Here is a 17,132-nt window from a genome sequence, read left to right on the forward strand (position 1 = left end):
GCGAAGCGACGTCGCCCCTCTGCGGAGCCGTCGCGACGCCCTTGACGCGCCCCGGACCGGCCACCACCATCGACCGCCGCAACAGCCCACGCCAGTTCCCAATGCCCAATGAGATCTCGTCGCGACTCCGCACGAAGAGAGCACCCAACCGAGGGATCTTCGCCCCACCCAGCCGCCGTGATCATGAACGTGATCATGAAGCCGCAACCGTCGTATAGACCACCACGCCTTCACGATCACGTACATGATCACTAGGAACCCCGGCGTGGACCGACTGGTCGGTCGCTCGAGGCTAAGGTGGCAGGGTGGCGAGGCGGGAGGATCGGGATACCAGGCGGCAGCAGATACTGGCTGCGGCCGCCGCGGTCATCGCGCACAAGGGCTACCACGGCGCGAGGATGGATGACGTCGTCGCCGAGGCAGGCCTCTCCAAGGGCGCGATCTACTGGCACTTCAAGAGCAAGGACGAGATCGCCATAGCGCTCGTCGACTACCTGTTCGACCTTCAGTTCTGGTCCATCCCCGAAGGCCCCGAAGGCGCGACCGTCAGGGACCGGTTCATGGCCCTCGTCGACAACATGGCCGAGCACGCCACCAAGAACCCCGAGTTCGGCACCCTCGCGTTCGAGCTCTACAGCCTCGCGCGACGCCTACCAGAGATGGCGAAGAAGCTCGAGCACAACTTCCACCGCACCATCGCCGACGCCACGACGCTTCTCGACGAGGGCACAACAAGAGGCGAGCTCGAGAACGTCGACACCAAGGTCGCAGCCGAGACCCTGGTCGCCATGATCGACGGCATCATCGCGCACTGGACGCTCGCTCCGCCGAACTCCGACCTCCGCGCCCGGCTCAGGGCCGCCACCGGTCTCCTGTTCGACAGTCTCGCCAAGTCCTGAACGCGGCGCCAGCGAGACGCCAGCGGGACGCCAGAACGAGAAAGCGCTTGCCGGGTCTACGCTTGACAACTTGTGCAAGCGTTTTCCATCCTTCGTGGACCACGTCACGCGATACCGCCTCGACGCGGCGTCCGACGGGGGTGCGGGCAACGCTGCCCGCGATCGACGAGAAGGGGTCACGCGTTCATGAACGCTCGAGCTCGACGTGTCATCCGTCCCATCGCCACCGCCACAGCGCTCGCCGCCATGTTCGTCGGAGCCGCCTGCGGCGCGCCCGAACCGCCAGGCGGGACGGGCAACGGCACGGGCGGCGAGAACAGTGCCGCTCCCACCGACGCGAGCTCCGTGCCCGACAAGCCGAGCAAGCCCGTCACGCTCGACATCCTCGACGTCGCCGGCAACCTGCAGTTGACACAGGCGATGATCGACGACTTCGTCGCCAACAACAAGGACGTCGTCACCCGCGTCACGTACCAGAAGGCCACCGGCCCCGAGACCGCCGGCAAGATCAAGGCCCAGCAGGACGGCGGCAACGTCCAGACCGACCTCGTCCTCACCGGCAACGACGGTCTGTCCGCCGGCATCGACCAGGGTCTCTGGCTACCGATCGTCAAGGACTTCGGCGACCGCCTCGACGCCCCGATGGCCGACTATCTCGAGCCCGCTGCCGAGATGCAGAAGCTCGCCCAGGACCAGGGCGTCGTCGTCACCTACTACCCGTCCGGCCCGCTGCTGGAGTACGACCCCAAGCAGGTGCCGCAGCCGCCCACCACCGCGCAGGGCCTGCTCGACTGGGCCAAGGCCAACCCCGGCAAGTTCATGTACGCGCGCCCCGCCAACTCCGGCCCCGGTCGCACGCTGCTCATGGGCCTGCCCTACATCCTCGGCGACAAGGATCCCAAGGACCCGATCAACGGCTGGGAGAAGACCTGGAAGTACCTCGCCGAGCTGGACAAGTACGTCGAGTTCTACCCGTCCGGCACCGCCGACACGATGAAGAACCTCGGCAACGGCTCGGTCGGCATCATCGCCTCCACGACCGGTTGGTACGTCAACCCGCGCGTGCTCGGCACCGTGCCGAAGGAGGTCAAGGTCGGCGCGGTCGAGGGCTTCACCTGGGTCACCGACGCCCACTACGCCGTGATCCCGAAGGGCGTCAGCGCCGACAACATCTCGGCGATTCTCCTTCTGCTGCAGTGGATGCTGAAGCCGGACCAGCAGGCGAAGGCGTACGACAAGGGCTTCTTCTACCCCGGCCCGGCGATCAAGGACGTCACTATCGACATGGCGCCCGCCGAGAGCCAACAGGCGATCAAGGACTACGGCGACCCCTCGTTCGAGAAGCTGATCGCCGACAACCCGAAGGCCACGCCACTCGAGGCGAAGGAGCTCGTTGCCGCTTTCGACAAGTGGGACAGGGAAATCGGCGGATCGAAGGTCAAGAAACAATGACGCACGCACGTTCCGACGGCTTCCGTCAACTCCGGCTTGCCGGGGTGACGCGAACGTTCGGTCGTCAAACCGCGCTTGACGCGCTCGACCTGGTCATCGACTCCGGCGAGTTCATCGCGCTGCTCGGCCCGTCCGGCTGCGGCAAGTCGACGGCACTCAACTGCCTCGCCGGCCTGCTGCCGCTCACCGCGGGAACGATCCACCTCGACGAGAAGCGGATCGACACCCTGCCACCCGAGGAACGCGGGTTCGGCATGGTGTTCCAGAGCTACGCGCTGTTCCCGCACATGTCCGTACGCAAGAACATCGCGTTCGGCCTGCAGATGCGCAAGACGGCGAAGAGCGAGCTCAAACAACGCGTCGACAGCGCGATTCGCCTTGTCCAATTGGAAGAACACGCCGACAAGCTGCCCGCCCAACTGTCCGGCGGGCAGCAGCAGCGGGTCGCGATCGCCCGCGCGATCGTGGTCGAGCCCGCGCTCGTCCTGATGGACGAGCCGCTGTCCAACCTCGACGCCAAGCTTCGCCAGGAGATGCGGACGGAGATTCGCCGCATCCACCAGCAACTCGGCCTGACCACGGTGTACGTCACGCACGACCAGGAGGAGGCGCTCTCGCTCGCCGACCGCCTGGTCGTGCTGCGCGACGGCCACGTCGAGCAGATCGGCTCGCCGGAGGAGCTCTACACCGAGCCGGCGAACAGGTACGTCGCCGGCTTCATGGGCTACCGCAACCTGATCGAGCTCAGCATCGTCGGCGGCACGGAAAGCCGGCTCGAGCTCGAAGGCCACGGGCTCAAGCTGACCGGCATCGACCGTGACAACCTCGCCGGCAGGCAAGAAGGAGTCGTGGCGATCCGCCCCGAGGACTTCGTCGTCGGGGCGCAGACGGGCGGCGTCGCGGTCACCGTCGAGGTGGTCGAGTATCAGGGTCGCGAGCTCGCGGTCCAGGTACGGACGAACGACGGCACCTCGCTGCACCTGCGGACCACGGAACGGCTGGTGCCCGGCGACCAGGTCGCGATCACGGTGCCGACCGAACGGGTGTTGGTCTTCTCCGCCGACAGCCCGGCCGCGCCGGACGAGGTGGCGGCGTAGTGGCCGAAGTGTCGCTGCGGCACCGGCTCGCCGAACGCGGAGTCGACCGCACCCTGCTCCTGCTGCTGCCCGCGGTCGTGCTCATCGTCGGGCTGTTCCTCTATCCGTTCCTGTACGGGCTGCAGCTGTCGTTCACGCCGAAGACCAGCGGCATCTTCGACAACTACCGCACGTTCTTCTCCGATCCCTTCCAGAGCGAGACGATCTGGCTCACGCTGCGACTGGCGTTGCCGGCGGCGTTGTTCAACGTGCTCGCCTCGGTGCCGATCGCGTACAAGATGCGCGGGAGGTTCCGAGGTAAGCGGCTGTTGACAGCGATCCTCGTCGTGCCGATCACTCTCGGCACCGTGCTCACCGCCGAGGGCCTGCTCACCTATCTCGGCAACGCCGGTTGGATGAACCGGACGCTCGAAGCGGTCGGCCTGATCGACGAGCCGATCCGATTCGTGCCCGGGTACTGGGGTGTGCTGCTCTCCCTGGTGATCACGGGGTTCCCGTTCGCGTTCCTGCTCACGCTGTCGTACCTGTCGGGCATCGACCCGACGCTGGAACGGGCCGCCGCGACGCTCGGCGCGGGGTGGTGGGAGCGGTTCCGGCGGATCACGCTGCCCCTGCTGATGCCGGGGCTCGCGGTGACGTTCTGCCTCGCCTTCGTGCTGGCGTTCTCGGTCTTCCCGTCGGCGGTGATGGTCGGCGAGCCGTCGGGGGAGACGCACGTGATCTCGCTCGCGGCGTACCGAGCCGGCTGGGAGCAGTACGACTATCCGCTCGCGTCGGCGATCGCGATGGTGATGGGCGGCGTCGAGCTCGCCGTCGTGGGGTTGGTGCTGGCCGTCCGATCGCGCCTGTACCGCGGCAGCTCGGGAGGCAAGGGATGAGAACGTTCAAGGTCTCCTCGGTGCTCGTCTGGGGCGCCGTCGCGTTCTTCCTCGTCAACCTGCTCGCGCTGATCGCGACCGTCGTGGTGAACTCGTTCGCCCGATCGTGGTTCGACACCTGGCTGCCGACGGAGTACACGCTCGGGCGGTACGCCGAGGCGTGGCAGGAGTTCGGCCTGCTGCAGGTGCTGATCGTCACGGTGATCGTGGCGCTCGCGGTCGTGGTGGTTTCGGTGCTGGTCGGTGTGCCGGCGGCGTACGCCCTTGCCAGACGGAACTTTCCGTTCAAGCGCGTGCTGATGTTGCTGTTCCTGTTGCCGATTCTCATCCCGCCGATCACGTACGGCATCCCGCTCGCGACCGTGCTCTACAAGTTCCACATCGCGGGCTCGCTGGCGGGCGTGATCCTCGTCAACCTGGTGCCGTCGGTGCCGTTCGTGATCATGGTGATGACGCCGTTCATCGAGCAGATCGACCCGCGCATCGAGGCGGCCGCACGGATGTGCGGGGCGAAGACCGGCGCGATCTTCGCGCGCATCATCGGGCCGCTGCTCGTTCCGGGCATGCTCGCGGCGTCGATCCTCGTGCTGGTGCGAACGGTGGGGATGTTCGAGCTGACGTTCCTCGTCCAGGGCCCGGAGTCGTCCACGCTGGTCGTCGCCCTCTACACCGCGGTCTCGGCGGCAGGCATCCGGTCGCAGCAGGCGGTCGACGCGATGGCCGTGATCTACACGCTCTCGATGGTCGTGCTGCTCGTGGTCGGACTGCGCTTCATCAACCCGACCCAGCTGGTCAGCGCCGTCCGAGAGGAGCCGCGGGACTAGGCTGTAACGTGATGAAACGCCAGCGGATCCAGTCGTCGAGCGTGGCGAGTGTCGGTTACGACCTCGACTCGCGCACGCTCGAGCTCGAGTACGTCGGCGGCGACGTCTACCAGTACTACGACGTGCCGCCGCTCGTGCACACCGCCCTGCTCGCGACGCGAAGCGTCGGCGCGTTCGTGAACAGGCGGGTCAAGACCAGCTACCGCTTCGAGCAGATCGCCTAGAGGTATCTCAGCCAGAGGTACGGGACCGCGAGGGTGATCGTCACCGCGGTGACGACGAGGCCGTACTTGGTGAACTCCCAGAACGAGATCGGCTTGCCCGCTCGTTCGGCCAACCCGAGCGCGACGACGTTCGCCGAGGCGCCGATCGCGGTCGCGTTGCCACCGAGGTCGGCGCCGATCGCGAGCGCCCACCAGAGCACCTGGGCTTGGTCGTTGCCGCCGGCGTTCGAGACGAGCTCCGCGACGATCGGCGACATCGTTGCCACGTAAGGGATGTTGTCGACGATCGCCGACAGCCCGGCCGATCCCCACAGCAGCGCCATCGTGGCGAGGCCGAGCCGCCCCTCGACGGCGTCCGACGCGGCCGAGGCGACGTGGTCGATCACCCCGGTCGACACCAGGCCGCCGACCATCACGAACAGGCCGGCGAAGAACGCGAGCGTCGGCCACTCCACGCCACGCACGACGTCGCCGGGATCCAGCCTGGACAGGGCGAGCAGCAACAGCCCGCCGACGATCGCGATCACCGCGGGTTCCAGATGGAGCCAGGTGTGCAGGACGAACGCCACCAGGACGAGGCCGAGTACGACCAGGGACACGACGAGCAGGCGTACGTCGCGGATGGCGTCGCGCTCGCGCAGCTCCATCACCGACGCGGCGCGCTCGGCGTTGTAGCGGAACGCTTTGCGGAAAAGCCAACGGCACAAGGCGATGTAGACCACGAGCACGACCGCGATGAACGGCGCCATGTGGATGAGGAAGTCGTTGAACGACAGGTCGGCGCGCGACGCGATGATGATGTTCGGTGGGTCGCCGACCAAGGTCGCCGCGCCGCCGATGTTGGAGGCCATCACCTCGGCGATCAGGAACGGGGTCACCGGAACGCCGAGCCGGTCGCAGACGAGGAACGTGACGGGCGCGACGAGCAGCACCGTGGTGACGTTGTCCAGCCCGGCCGAGGCGACCGCCGTGACGAGCACGAGGATCACCATCACGCGGAACGGCTGCCCGCGGGCGCGCTTGGCGGACCAGATCGCGAGGTACTCGAACAGCCCCGTACGCCGGAGGACCGAGACGATCAGCATCATGCCGAGCAGCAGGAACAGGACGTTCCAGTCGATGCCGGCGACCTCGGAGAAGAACGCGTGCTCGGTGTCGGTGATGCCCAGCACGAGCATCAGGCAGGCGCCGCCGAGCGCGGCGGCGAGGCGGTGGACCCATTCGGTCGCGATCAGGACATAGGCGAGGACGAAGATCGCCACCGCGATCCAGGCGATCGCGGTCATGTCCCGAGCATCCGGTCGAGCAGGGCGTCGAGGGTGATGACGCCGTCGAGGACGCCGTTCCGCGCGACGACGGCGACGAGGGGGCTGCGGGAACGGGCCATCAGCGCGGCGACCTCGAGCACGGTCGCGTTGCCGTCGACGACCGGGAGCTCGCGTGGCTGCTCGGGCAACAGTTCGCGTACGGTCCGGTCGGCGAGCTCGGCGAGGAACTGGTCCGCATGCGCCTCGTCGACGACGCGGGCGAGGGCCGGATCGTCCTGGATGTACTGCGGAACGGCGAGCCTGAGGACCTGCGTACCTGGGAGCACGGTGACGGGTTTGTCGCGGGCGTCGACGACGACGAGTCCGGGGAGGTCCTGTCCGGCGAGCAGGCGGGCGGCCTCGATCGCCGGGGTGTCCATCCGCACGCTCGGGAACGGGGAGCACAGGTCACCGGCACGCATGGGGAGGTCCTTTCGTCGACAGCACAACACCCTCGCCGACCAGACTTCCCGGCACACCTTGAAGCGAGCATATCGGACTTTGTCAGAATGTCTTAATGTCCTGACATTCTGACAAAGTCCGATCGCCGCGATGGATCAGTCGTCGGCCTCGACCCAGTCGAACGTGCGGGTCACGGCCTTCTTCCAGTTCGCGTACTCCTTGTCGCGCTTGGCCGCGTCCATCGACGGCGTCCAGCGCTTGTCCTCCTGCCAGTTCTGGCGCAGGTCGTCCTGGTTGGACCAGTACCCGACCGCCAGGCCCGCCGCGTACGCCGCGCCCAGCGCAGTCGTCTCGGCGACCTGGGGGCGGAACACCGGAACGCCGAGGATGTCGGCCTGGAACTGCATCAGCAGCTCGTTCTGCACCATGCCGCCGTCGACCTTGAGCTCGGTGAGGTCGACCCCGGAGTCGGCGTTCATCGCGTCCATGACTTCCTTGCTCTGGAACGCCGTCGCCTCCAGCACCGCACGCGCGATGTGGCCCTTGTTGACGTACCGCGTGAGGCCCACGAGCGCGCCGCGCGCGTCGGACCGCCAGTACGGCGCGAACAGGCCGGAGAACGCGGGAACGAAGTACGCCCCGCCGTTGTCCTCGACCGTACGAGCGACCTCCTCGATCTCCGGCGCCGAGCCGATCAGCCCGAGGTTGTCCCGCACCCACTGCACCAGCGAGCCGGTCACCGCGATCGAGCCCTCCAACGCGTACACCGCGTCGGCGTCGCCGATCTTGTAACACACCGTGGTGAGCAGCCCGTTCTCGCTCTTCACCTGCTCGGTGCCGGTGTTGAGCAGCAGGAAGTTGCCGGTGCCGTAGGTGTTCTTCGCCGTGCCGACGTCGAAGCACACCTGCCCGAACGTCGCCGCCTGCTGGTCGCCGAGGTCGCCGGCGATCTTCACCCCCGGCAGCGAACCGCCCTGCCGACCCTCGCCGTACACCTGCGACGACGGCCGGATCTCCGGCAGCATCGACAGCGGAATCCCCATCTCCGCTGCGATGTCGGCGTCCCACGACAGCGTGGTGAGGTCCATCAGCATCGTCCGCGACGCGTTCGTCACGTCGGTGATGTGCAGGCCGCCGTCCACGCCGCCGGTCATGTTCCACAGCAACCAGGTGTCCATGTTGCCGAACAGCAGGTCGCCGCGCTCCGCCGCTTCCTTCGCGCCGTCGACGTTGTCCAGGATCCAGCGAACCTTCGGCCCGGAGAAGTACGTCGCGAGCGGAAGGCCGACCTTGTCCTTGTAGCGCTCGGCGCCGCCGCCGAGTGCGCCGAGCTGGTCGACGATCCGGTCCGTACGCGTGTCCTGCCAGACGATCGCGTTGTAGACGGGCTTGCCGGTCGAACGGTCCCACACCAGCGCTGTCTCACGCTGGTTGGTGATTCCCACTGCCGCGATGTTCGCCGAGGTGATGTCGGCCTTGGCGAGCGCGCCCGCGGTGACCTCGCGGGTGTTCGCCCAGATCTCCTCGGCGTTGTGCTCCACCCAGCCCGCGCGCGGGAAGATCTGCTCGTGCTCGAGCTGGTGGACGCTCACCACCGCTCCGGAGTGGTCGAACACCATGCACCGGGTGCTCGTCGTACCTTGGTCGATCGCTGCCACGTAGTCGGTCATGTCTGCATGCTCCGGTCAGTGTCGAGTACGGAAGAAGGTCAGCCGATCGCGTTCTTGACGAGCATCGCGACCAGTCCGGCGACGACACCGCCGACGATAGGCCCGACGACGGGGATCCACGAGTAGCCCCAGTCGCTCGAACCCTTGCCCTTGATCGGCACGACCAGGTGCGCTAGTCGTGGTCCCATGTCGCGAGCGGGGTTGATCGCGTAGCCGGTCGGACCACCGAGCGAGGCGCCGATGCCGACGACCAGCATGGCGACAGCCAACGGCCCCAGGCCGGACGGCGTTCCGGCGAAGAACAGGATCACGAACACCAGGACGAACGTCGCGATGACCTCGGTGACGAGGTTCCACGTCACGTTCCGGTACTGCGGTCCGGTGGAGAACACGCCCAGCTTCTCCGCCGCGTTGTCGTGTTGGTCGAAGTGCTGCCGGTACGCCAGCCAGCACAGCACGCCGCCCAGGAAGCCGCCGAGGAACTCACCGATGAAGTAGGCGATGGTGTTCAGGACGGTGATGTCCACGCCTGCGGCGTACTCGTCCGCCCCGCTCGCGAGGATGCCCAGCGTGACGGCGGGGTTGAGGTGTGCACCACTCTTCGCGGCGACGTACACGCCGGCGAAGACCGCGATGCCCCAACCGAAGTTCACCATCAGGAAGCCGCCGCCGCGTCCCTTGGTGTTCGTCAGGAGATGGTTGGCAACGACGCCACACCCCAGCAGTGTGAGCAGCATCGTGCCGAGTGTCTCCGAGAGGATGATCGTCCCCATGTGCGCCTCCCCAGGTGCCGGACAACGTTGTCCGGGTACGGAGTCGACAGGCGGCCCGGGATGGGCCGTCTCGAAACTCGTATGTGACCCCCTAGTAGATTGATCATCAACGGCAGCTGTCAATAATCCGTAGTGACCAGTTGCGGGAGTGAGGAGCGCGGCCGTGAGAGGTTCTGGGCGACTTGGTCCTGAAGAACGGGCCGAAGCCTGGCGAAAGCTGGGCGATCAGACGTTCGACGTGCTGGTCATCGGCGGTGGGGTGACCGGTGCCGGTACGGCGTTGGACGCCGTCACTCGCGGGTTGGACACCGCGCTTGTCGAAAGTCGCGACTTCGCGAGTGGAACGTCGAGCCGGTCGAGCAAGCTCTTCCATGGTGGGTTGCGTTATCTGGAACAGTTCAACTTCCATCTCGTCGCCGAGGCGCTCAAGGAACGCGAGCTGATGCTGACGCGCATCGCGCCGCACCTGGTGAAGCCTGTTCCGTTCCTCTATCCGTTGAAGACAAGGATGGTCGAGCGGCCGTACGTCGGCTCCGGTCTGATCATGTACGACACGATGGCGCGCGGCCGGTCCGTTCCGATGCACCAGCACCTCACCCGACACGGCGCGTTGAAGCTGTGCCCGGGGCTGCGACAGGACTCGCTGGTCGGCGCGATCAAGTACTACGACGCGCAAGCCGACGACGCGCGGCACACGTTGACCGTGATCCGTACGGCGGCGCGGTACGGCGCGGTCGTGCGCAACTCCTCCGAAGTCATCGGTTTTCTCCGCGAGGGCGAACGCATCGTCGGTGCCGAGGTCCGTGACGTCGACTCCGGTGAGACCACGACCGTGCGCGCGAAGGTCGTCATCAACTGCACGGGCGTGTGGACCGACGACATCCAGCGGCTCACCGGTGGACGCGGCCGGTTCCGCGTACGTGCGTCGAAGGGCGTGCACGTGCTCGTTCCGCGCGACCGCATCGCCTCCGAGGTTGGGTTGATCCTTCGAACGGAGAAGTCCGTTCTTTTCGTCATTCCGTGGGGCAATCACTGGATCATCGGGACGACCGACACCGACTGGGAGCTCGACAAGGCGCATCCGGCCGCGAGCCAGGCGGACATCGACTACATCCTCGACCATGTCAACTCCGTCTTGGCAGTGCCGTTGACGCGCGACGACATTCAAGGTGTGTACGCGGGGCTTCGGCCGTTGCTCGCCGGTGAGTCGGAGAAGACCAGCCAGCTGTCGCGCGAACACGCGGTGGCGCGGCCGTTGCCGGGGTTGGTGTCGATCGCGGGCGGCAAGTACACGACGTACCGGGTGATGGCGAAGGACGCGGTCGACGCGGCGCGTCCGGACCTCGGGCACATCCCGCCCTCGGTGACCGAGCACGTTCCGTTGCTGGGTGCGGAGGGTTACCACGCGTTGGTCAACCAGATCGACGAGCTGGCCGCCGAGGCCGGGCTGCCGGTGTGGCGGATGCAGCGGCTGCTCGATCGGTACGGTTCGATGGTCGACGAGGTGCTCGAGCTGGCTGCTTCGGATCCGTCGCTCTTGGAGGCGCTGGACGGGGCGGGGGAGTATCTGCGGGTCGAGGCGCGGTACGCGGCGACGCACGAGGCGGCCGTCCATCTGGACGACGTGTTGGCGCGGCGGACCCGGATCTCGATCGAGGAGCCGCACCGCGGTACGGAGAGCGCGTCGCCGGTGGCCGCGCTGGTGGCCGACGTTCTCGGGTGGGACGGCGAACGCGTCCAGAACGAGGTCGAGGTCTACCAGGCGCGGGTGTCGGCCGAGCGCGAGTCGCAGACGAAGCCGGACGACCTGACGGCGGACGCCGTACGACTGGCCACGCCGGACACGCGGGCCTCGGCCGTGGGGCGCGCGTTGTCGTAGCTCATGTCATCACCGTCGACGGGGGACAAGGAGTCGGTCATGCGCAGGTTGTCTGTCGTTCTCACCGTCGGTGTGCTCGCCGTCGCGATGCTCTGTGGGCCGGCGACTGCTTCCGGGCCGGTGCGGCCCCTCGAAGCAGGACAGGCGCGATCGTTCTGGCTGCATCTGAACGGCACGCCGGTCTCCGACGCGATGATCGCCACCGAGGCACAGCGGCGCGACTACGTCGTGCTGAACGCCTGGGAAGGCCACCTGATCCCCAAGCTGAAGGCGGCGAACCCGGCCATCGAGGTGTTCGTCTACAAGGACCTGAGCTCGACGCGCAGCTACGCCTGCCGGGACGGTGTCGACGACCCGCAGCTGCCCACCGGTGTCGGGTACTGCGACGCCGAGGCGAACCACCCGGAGTGGTTCCTGCTGGGCTCGGACGGGCAGCGGCTCGAGTACGCGGGCTACCCCGGACACTGGCAGATGGACGTCGGCGACCCCGACTACCAGGCGACGTGGGTGGCGAACGTGGTGGCGAGCAGCACCGCGGCCGGGTTCGACGGCATCCTCATGGACAACGCCCTGTTTCCCTGCGACGCCTACCATGCCGGGACCTGCCCAGCGAAGTACCCGACCGACGCGGCGATCCAGGACGCGTACGTCTCGATGCTCGCTTCCACCCGCGAGGAGCTGGTCGCCGCCGGGCTGCGCACGGTCGCGAACCTGTCGAACGCCCGGCTGTACGAGGGCGTCTGGGACACGTACACCGAGCACCTCGACGGCGGGTTCGACGAGTGGTGGTTGACGTTCTCCGACGACGACCTGCTCTCGGAGTACCCCGAAGGCTGGAGCCGGCAGGTCGCGGAGGTCGCCTCGAACGAGGCGCGCGGCAAGATCACCTGGGTGCAGCCGCACTTCACCCCAGGCGCGGAGCGGCCGTTCCGGTACGCGCTGGCGAGCTACCTGATGGCGAGCGACGACGCCGCGGCCATCGCCGAGATGGGGCGCACCGACGGCTACGGTGACCCGACGCCGTGGCATGGCGAGTACGACTGGGACCTCGGCGCGGCGACAGGTCCGTACCGTTCGGTGGGGACGAACCTGTTCCGCCGGGACTTCGCCTGCGGGGCCGCCGTCGTCAACGCCAACCGCACCGACAGCGCGCCGAGGACCGTCGAGCTGGGTGGGGAGTACCTCGATCACGACGGCGCGGCCGTGACGTCGATCGCCCTGGCGGGCACGTCCGGGGCCGTGTTGCGCAAGTCCTGTTAGTCGACGTACGCCAGGAACTCGCTGCAGTCGGTGCAGCGGAACAGCACGTACGTGTCGCCCTCGCCGGCCTCCTTGGCGGCCTGGACGGCGTCGGGTCCGCGGGTCGCGAGCTGCTCCCGGGTGTGCCGGCCGAGATACTCCGCGGCGTCGCCGTGGTGGTCCAGCCACTGCGGCCGCTTGCTGCTGTGGAAGCCCGGCGTCCGCAGGCAGACCTCGTCGATCACGTCGAGCCGTACGTCGTCGTCCCACCCCTCCGGCTCGGCGAACGTCGCTTCCAGACTCTCCGCCGCCGACCCGTCGTCGATGCACCACGGGCACACGACCGCCTCGACCTCGTCGACCACCTGCGAGAACGCCGGCCCGGTGTACCGATAGCCGCGCACCGCGCAGCAGATCTCACACTCGGCGTCGGACTTGACGATGCTCCCGGTCGCGAGCGGGTCGGGGTGGTAGCGAAAGGTCGGTAGCGGAGTGGCCATGAGCCGGGAGCCTAACCCGGAAGGCGCCAGCGGACCATCGCGCCGTCGCGGAGCTCGACAAGCTCCCGGCTCGCCGGATGGTGGTGCGTGGGAACGAAGCCCGTCACCGTACCCGTCCGCTCGCCGGTCGACAGATCCCACCGCGTCAGGCCGCCCGGGTCGGCGGAGTAGAGCGCGGAACCGGCGGAGAACAAGGCGCCGGAGCCGGTCGGTCCGGCGAACGCGCGAACCTCGTGACCGGTCAGCGGATCGAAGACGCGGACACCGGGGACGATGATCTCGTCGTCGGGTCCGATGCCCCACACCACGAAGAGCTCGTCGTCCGTCCAGCACATCGGCGTTTCCCAGAGGTACCAGCGCAGGGCCAGGGTCAGCAGCGACGGGCCGTCCTCCGACTCCCACACGTTCACCCGGAGCCAGCGGTGCAGGTCGAAGACCCGCGGCAGCCCGGCGGGCGACCAGGCCCACCCGTCCAGCCCGAGATAGCGACCCGTCCTCGACAGGTGCAACCGCCCCTGGAAGTCGCCGGAGTAGTGCTCGGGCCGTTCGTTCCCCACGCTGACGAAGTCGCGTCGCGTGAGGAGCTCTCCCGTCGCCGGATCGGACACGTCCAAGCGGTTCCAGGCGGTCCCATGCACGAGCCGCAGGCCGTCCTCGGTGCTGACGAACGCGAGCGGGAACGGGACCGTGTTCTGGTGGTACTCCCCGCGGTCCAGCTCCATCGTCACGCTTCCGGTGTCGAGGTCCAGGACCTTGCCGAACCGGCCGTAGTCGACGCCGACCGCGACGTACCGGCCACCGTCGGCCGCGTGCACGCGGGTTCGGGGTTCCCGCTCAGCCCAGACCTCGAACGAGTGCGTCGCGAGCTCGTAGCGGGCCTCCCGGTCGACCTCGCCGGTGTCGGCGTTCCATCGCAGCACCCGATCGGGGGTGAGGAGCAGCCAGGTCGCAGGGCTGTCGGGAACGGCGGCGACGTCGATGACCTCGTGCGGCAGCGGCGTTCGCCAGGTGTCGGTACGGATGGGTTCGTCGCGTACGCCGACGCCGGGTGCGCCGCGGATGGCGATCACGTTGGCGTCGTCCTCCTGGGCACGTTCGACGCAGCCTTCGCAGGCTTCGACGAGGTCGAGTGGCTCGTCGGAGGTGTCACACGCGGTGCACACCACGTCGCGGTCGAGGCCCGTCCCGGTCAGGTGCCACACCCGGTCCTCGAGGTCGGAGCCTTCGCCCAACAGGTGCCGGCACAGTCGCCCGTTGCCCTTGTGGGCAACGTGCCCGCAGGTGAGCACGTCCATCGACAACTACAGCTGGACGCCGCGGGTGAGGGCGCCGTCGACGACGAGGTTGGTGCCGCTGACGCGGCTGGCGGCGGGGCTGGCGATGAAGACAACGGCGTTCGCGATCTCTTCGGGCGAACCCATCTTGCCGGTGGGGTTGAGGCCGACCGCCATCTCGTACAGGTCGGGGTTGCCGCTCTTGATCCCCTCCCACACGCCGCCCTCGAAGAACGTGTTGCCCGGCGACACCGTGTTGGCCCGGATTCCCTTGCCAGCAAGCTGATACGCGAGCCCTTGCGTGTACTGCACGATCGCCGCCTTGAACGTCCCGTACGGTCCAGCCGCGAAGTCCACCTCGCGCCCCGACACCGACGAGATCGTGACGATGGACGCCGCGGAGCTGCGCTCGAGGTGCGGCAAGGCGGCGTTGACGAGGCGGACTGTGCCCATCATGTCGACAGCGAACGACGTCTGCCAGTTCGCCTCCTCGTCCGGGATCGCGAGCGCGCTCACGTTCGCCACGACGATGTCGATGCCGCCGAACTCCGCCGCGACGTCGTTCACCCAGTTCGTCACCGCCGCGCCGTCGGCCACGTCCAACGCGCGGCCGAGTGCGGGAACGCCGTGCTGCTTGAGGTTCTGCTCGGTCGCCTCCACGTCGGCGGCGGTGCGGGCGCAGAAACCCACGGCGGCACCTTCGGCCGCGAAGCCCTCGACGATCGCGCGGCCGATGCCCTTCGTTCCACCCGTGATCAGTGCACGCCGGCCGGACAGCTGCAGATCCATCACGCACTTCCTAACGAACGGAGGTGATCATGCATGCCACCGTACGCGTTCGGGGCGGGCAGGAGCGACTTCGCGATCTTGACGGCCGAGCTGTAGTTCGCGTCGACCACGTTGGCGATCGGCGCCTTCGCGGTCTGCGACACGACCTGGTACCCGTCCATCGGGTCGAGCCCGTACAGCTCGCCCAGCCAAGTGATCATCTCGACCTGCGCGATCCGCCAGGCGTCCTCGAGCGGGCGGCTCGAACCGATCGCGATCAGCCAGTCGTCCTGCTCGATCCGCGGCCACGCCGGCGCACCGCCCTTGATCAGCTCGACGATCACGGTGACGTTCATCGCGCCCTCGACCGCGGTGCCGCACGCCTCGCCCTCGCCCTGCCGGTAGTGCCCGTCGCCGACGGAGAACAGCGCGCCGGGAACGTTCACGCCGAGGTAGCAGGTCGCGCCGGCCTTCATCTCCGGCGTGTCCATGTTGCCGCCGAACCGTTCGGGGACGAGCGACGAACGCACCTCCCGCGCCGGCGGCGCGACGCCGACCGTGCCGAGCATCGGCTCGGCAGGCAGCTCGAGGCGGAAGTCGCTGCGCGCCGCCTCGAAGGTGACGAGGTGCCGCGCGCGGTCGTACTGGTAGACCCAGGTGAGCTCCGGCAGCGCGTCCTGCAGCAGCGCCGTCCGGTCGGTGCCGGTCAGCCCACCGAAGAACGGGATCAGCGTCGACACGCCCCAGTCGCGCGCGGGCTCCAGCGCGACGAAGTGCAGCGCGAGCGTGTCGCCGGGCTCGGCGCCCTCGACGTAGAACGGCCCGGTCTGCGGGTTGACCTGGTTGATGTCGACGCACTGGCTCGGCAGGTCGCTCGTCGAGCGGAGCTTGCCCGAGTACGCGTCCTCACACCACAGCCGCAGCATCGTTCCCGGCTTGATCTTCATGATCGGCTCGACGCCGCCGAACGTCCAGGCGAGCTGCTCGAACGTCGGCGTGAACTCGACGGTGTCCATGCGCGCAACGTGCCACCGCGGCGCCGGGTGCGTCAACCGAACGCGGCCGCCAACTCCCGTGCGCACGCGGTGGGAAGTGTTTCCGGGACGACGACGCCGCCGGGAAGCATGAGCGGAGGGTCGACCAACCGGACAGAGGCCTTGCCGTCCTCGACGGCCTGGCTGCAGGAGAACGTGGCGGCCCACGACATCGCGCCGGTACCCACCTCGACGAGCGTGTCCTCGATCGTCGTCGCCTTCCGGCCGAGCCGCGGCTCGAACCCGGCCTTGCGGCACGCGTCGAGGATCGCGGCACGGAAGAGCGAGTCGCACTCTTCCGCGGGGAGGCGGAGCGGGAGATCGGCGAGCTGCTCGAGCCGGATCGTGTCCTGCTGGGCGAGTGGGCTGCTCGCCGGGAGGGCGACCGCGACCTGGTCGTGCCAGAGCTCGAAGGTCTCGACGCCGTGCCGCGGTGCGATCGCCCGGACGAGTGCCGCGTCGAGGTCGCCGGAACGGATCGCGGCGAGCTGCTGCGCGACCGATCGTGCGTCGAGCTCGACGACCAGCTCGGGGTCGGCGGCGCGGAGTGCCTCGATGCCCTTCTCGATCCGCGGGCCGAGCCCGGGGCTGGTACCGAACCGCAGCGTGTGGATCGTTCCCGCCTTCAGCTGCGCCGCGACCGCGGCGGCCTGCTCGGCCGCGGCCAGGACGGCGCGGGCCTCGACGAGCATGCGCTCCCCGTCCTCGGTGAGCCGAACGCTGCGCGGGTTGCGGTCGAGCAGCGTGACCCCCAGCTGTCGTTCCAGCCTGGCGAGCTGTTGGCTGACGGCGGGCTGAGCGACGTGCAGGCGTTCGGCCGCGCGGCCGAAATGCAGTTCCTCGGCGACGGCGACGAAGTAGCGCAGCTGCCTCAGCTCCATGCCTGCCTCCTACGATCACGGTTCCTTATCG

General features: G+C 68.2%; 17 protein-coding genes. 8 read left to right on the top strand and 9 right to left on the bottom strand.

Annotated elements, in window-relative coordinates:
* Positions 1–305 precede the first annotated feature (305 nt).
* The 6 genes from JOD67_RS17855 to JOD67_RS17880 all read left to right on the top strand — a co-directional run bounded on the left by JOD67_RS17855 (position 306) and on the right by JOD67_RS17880 (position 5,374).
* Positions 306–899: a TetR/AcrR family transcriptional regulator gene (locus tag JOD67_RS17855; protein WP_205118736.1), complete on the top strand. Its 594-nt coding sequence runs from the start codon at positions 306–308 to the stop codon at positions 897–899.
* Positions 900–1,085: 186 nt separating this feature from the next.
* Positions 1,086–2,351: an ABC transporter substrate-binding protein gene (locus JOD67_RS17860; protein WP_205118737.1), complete on the top strand. Its 1,266-nt coding sequence runs from the start codon at positions 1,086–1,088 to the stop codon at positions 2,349–2,351.
* Positions 2,348–3,448, top strand: coding sequence for an ABC transporter ATP-binding protein (locus tag JOD67_RS17865; protein WP_205118738.1), 1,101 nt, complete (start codon positions 2,348–2,350; stop codon positions 3,446–3,448). The genes JOD67_RS17860 and JOD67_RS17865 overlap by 4 nt, the downstream gene beginning before the upstream one ends.
* Positions 3,448–4,326: an ABC transporter permease gene (locus JOD67_RS17870; RefSeq protein ID WP_205118739.1), complete on the top strand. Its 879-nt coding sequence runs from the start codon at positions 3,448–3,450 to the stop codon at positions 4,324–4,326. Before JOD67_RS17865 ends, JOD67_RS17870 begins: the two co-directional genes overlap by 1 nt.
* On the top strand, positions 4,323–5,150 hold the full coding sequence (locus tag JOD67_RS17875; RefSeq protein ID WP_205118740.1) for an ABC transporter permease: 828 nt from the start codon (positions 4,323–4,325) through the stop codon (positions 5,148–5,150). Before JOD67_RS17870 ends, JOD67_RS17875 begins: the two co-directional genes overlap by 4 nt.
* Before the next feature lie 11 nt (positions 5,151–5,161).
* Positions 5,162–5,374 (top strand): KTSC domain-containing protein, encoded by a 213-nt coding sequence (locus tag JOD67_RS17880; protein WP_205118741.1) that lies wholly within the window; start codon positions 5,162–5,164, stop codon positions 5,372–5,374.
* Here the strand turns inward: JOD67_RS17880 and JOD67_RS17885 are convergent.
* The 4 genes from JOD67_RS17885 to JOD67_RS17900 form a co-directional block, all read right to left on the bottom strand.
* On the bottom strand, positions 5,371–6,660 hold the full coding sequence (locus JOD67_RS17885) for an ArsB/NhaD family transporter (protein WP_205118742.1): 1,290 nt from the start codon (positions 6,658–6,660) through the stop codon (positions 5,371–5,373). The genes JOD67_RS17880 and JOD67_RS17885 overlap by 4 nt on opposite strands.
* On the bottom strand, positions 6,657–7,103 hold the full coding sequence (locus tag JOD67_RS17890) for a CBS domain-containing protein (RefSeq protein ID WP_205118743.1): 447 nt from the start codon (positions 7,101–7,103) through the stop codon (positions 6,657–6,659). Before JOD67_RS17890 ends, JOD67_RS17885 begins: the two co-directional genes overlap by 4 nt.
* Before the next feature lie 135 nt (positions 7,104–7,238).
* Entirely contained in the window at positions 7,239–8,753 is a 1,515-nt protein-coding gene (gene glpK, locus JOD67_RS17895) for a glycerol kinase GlpK (protein WP_205118744.1), read from the bottom strand.
* A 38-nt stretch (positions 8,754–8,791) separates the two neighbouring features.
* Positions 8,792–9,526, bottom strand: coding sequence for an MIP/aquaporin family protein (locus tag JOD67_RS17900; RefSeq protein WP_205118745.1), 735 nt, complete (start codon positions 9,524–9,526; stop codon positions 8,792–8,794).
* Between the two features lie 163 nt (positions 9,527–9,689).
* Here JOD67_RS17900 and JOD67_RS17905 point away from each other — a divergent pair, with 163 nt between their 5' ends.
* Together JOD67_RS17905 and JOD67_RS17910 are read left to right on the top strand one after the other, a co-directional pair.
* Positions 9,690–11,405, top strand: coding sequence for a glycerol-3-phosphate dehydrogenase/oxidase (locus JOD67_RS17905; protein ID WP_205118746.1), 1,716 nt, complete (start codon positions 9,690–9,692; stop codon positions 11,403–11,405).
* A 39-nt stretch (positions 11,406–11,444) separates the two neighbouring features.
* Positions 11,445–12,665, top strand: coding sequence for a putative glycoside hydrolase (locus tag JOD67_RS17910; protein ID WP_205118747.1), 1,221 nt, complete (start codon positions 11,445–11,447; stop codon positions 12,663–12,665).
* On the opposite strand, the gene JOD67_RS17915 is transcribed toward JOD67_RS17910, so the two are convergent.
* Genes JOD67_RS17915 through JOD67_RS17935 form a run of 5 tightly spaced genes read right to left on the bottom strand, consistent with a single transcriptional unit; the run spans position 12,662 to position 17,101 of the window.
* On the bottom strand, positions 12,662–13,144 hold the full coding sequence (locus JOD67_RS17915) for a CbrC family protein (protein WP_205118748.1): 483 nt from the start codon (positions 13,142–13,144) through the stop codon (positions 12,662–12,664). The two genes, JOD67_RS17910 and JOD67_RS17915, sit on opposite strands and share 4 nt — an antisense overlap.
* Before the next feature lie 11 nt (positions 13,145–13,155).
* Positions 13,156–14,439: a WD40 repeat domain-containing protein gene (locus JOD67_RS17920; protein WP_205118749.1), complete on the bottom strand. Its 1,284-nt coding sequence runs from the start codon at positions 14,437–14,439 to the stop codon at positions 13,156–13,158.
* Positions 14,440–14,445: 6 nt separating this feature from the next.
* Positions 14,446–15,207: an SDR family NAD(P)-dependent oxidoreductase gene (locus JOD67_RS17925; RefSeq protein WP_205118750.1), complete on the bottom strand. Its 762-nt coding sequence runs from the start codon at positions 15,205–15,207 to the stop codon at positions 14,446–14,448.
* The gene (locus tag JOD67_RS17930) at positions 15,207–16,202 is read right to left on the bottom strand and encodes an acetamidase/formamidase family protein (RefSeq protein ID WP_205118751.1); all 996 of its coding nucleotides are present in this window, start codon (positions 16,200–16,202) and stop codon (positions 15,207–15,209) included. Before JOD67_RS17930 ends, JOD67_RS17925 begins: the two co-directional genes overlap by 1 nt.
* 32 nt (positions 16,203–16,234) lie before the next feature.
* Positions 16,235–17,101, bottom strand: a complete 867-nt coding sequence (locus JOD67_RS17935) for a LysR family transcriptional regulator (RefSeq protein WP_205118752.1) — start codon at positions 17,099–17,101, stop codon at positions 16,235–16,237.
* Positions 17,102–17,132: the final 31 nt, after the last annotated feature.

Source organism: Tenggerimyces flavus (assembly GCF_016907715.1).
Classification (GTDB): Bacteria; Actinomycetota; Actinomycetes; order Propionibacteriales; family Actinopolymorphaceae; genus Tenggerimyces; species Tenggerimyces flavus.

Coding starts and splice junctions, on each gene's coding strand:
- JOD67_RS17860 (WP_205118737.1), top strand. CDS start 1,086: ATGAACGCTCGAGCTCGACGTGTCATCCGTCCCATCGCCACCGCCACA.
- JOD67_RS17865 (WP_205118738.1), top strand. CDS start 2,348: ATGACGCACGCACGTTCCGACGGCTTCCGTCAACTCCGGCTTGCCGGG.
- JOD67_RS17875 (WP_205118740.1), top strand. CDS start 4,323: ATGAGAACGTTCAAGGTCTCCTCGGTGCTCGTCTGGGGCGCCGTCGCG.
- JOD67_RS17880 (WP_205118741.1), top strand. CDS start 5,162: ATGAAACGCCAGCGGATCCAGTCGTCGAGCGTGGCGAGTGTCGGTTAC.
- JOD67_RS17885 (WP_205118742.1), bottom strand. CDS start 6,660: ATGACCGCGATCGCCTGGATCGCGGTGGCGATCTTCGTCCTCGCCTAT.
- JOD67_RS17890 (WP_205118743.1), bottom strand. CDS start 7,103: ATGCGTGCCGGTGACCTGTGCTCCCCGTTCCCGAGCGTGCGGATGGAC.
- glpK (WP_205118744.1), bottom strand. CDS start 8,753: ATGACCGACTACGTGGCAGCGATCGACCAAGGTACGACGAGCACCCGG.
- JOD67_RS17900 (WP_205118745.1), bottom strand. CDS start 9,526: ATGGGGACGATCATCCTCTCGGAGACACTCGGCACGATGCTGCTCACA.
- JOD67_RS17910 (WP_205118747.1), top strand. CDS start 11,445: ATGCGCAGGTTGTCTGTCGTTCTCACCGTCGGTGTGCTCGCCGTCGCG.
- JOD67_RS17915 (WP_205118748.1), bottom strand. CDS start 13,144: ATGGCCACTCCGCTACCGACCTTTCGCTACCACCCCGACCCGCTCGCG.
- JOD67_RS17920 (WP_205118749.1), bottom strand. CDS start 14,439: ATGGACGTGCTCACCTGCGGGCACGTTGCCCACAAGGGCAACGGGCGA.
- JOD67_RS17925 (WP_205118750.1), bottom strand. CDS start 15,207: ATGGATCTGCAGCTGTCCGGCCGGCGTGCACTGATCACGGGTGGAACG.
- JOD67_RS17930 (WP_205118751.1), bottom strand. CDS start 16,202: ATGGACACCGTCGAGTTCACGCCGACGTTCGAGCAGCTCGCCTGGACG.
- JOD67_RS17935 (WP_205118752.1), bottom strand. CDS start 17,101: ATGGAGCTGAGGCAGCTGCGCTACTTCGTCGCCGTCGCCGAGGAACTG.